Genomic DNA, 364 nt, shown 5'->3' with positions numbered 1-364 from the left:
CTCGTCCATCAGCAGCACTTCCGGGTCGTTGGCCAGCGTGCGCGCGATGGCGACGCGCTGACGCATCCCGCCCGAGAGCTGCGACGGGTAGGCCTCGGCGAATTTCCCGAGCCCCACGAGATTGATGAAACGTTCCGCGCGTTCGCGACGCTCGGCGGCCGGGACACCGTTGATCTGCATCCCGAACTCGACATTCTTGCGCACCGTCAGCCAGTCGAAGGAGGTGTAGGCCTGAAAGACCATGCCCCGGTCGCGGCCCGGCCCCTCGACGCGGCGTCCGCCGATGATGATCTCGCCGCCGCTCGGGGTCTCGAGCCCTGCGATCATGCGCAGGATCGTCGATTTCCCGCAGCCCGACGGGCCG

Annotated in this window: 1 protein-coding gene; it reads right to left on the bottom strand. The window is 68.1% G+C overall.

The window, feature by feature from the left end:
* Nucleotides 1–364, bottom strand: a 364-nt coding sequence (locus B3D39_RS03595; RefSeq protein WP_286789388.1) for an ABC transporter ATP-binding protein, incomplete at both ends; no start/stop codon positions are given.

Source organism: Thioclava sp. UBA3469, from assembly GCF_002378135.1.
GTDB lineage: Bacteria > Pseudomonadota > Alphaproteobacteria > Rhodobacterales > Rhodobacteraceae > Thioclava > Thioclava sediminum.
This window is presented reverse-complemented; position numbering and strand designations above follow the sequence as displayed.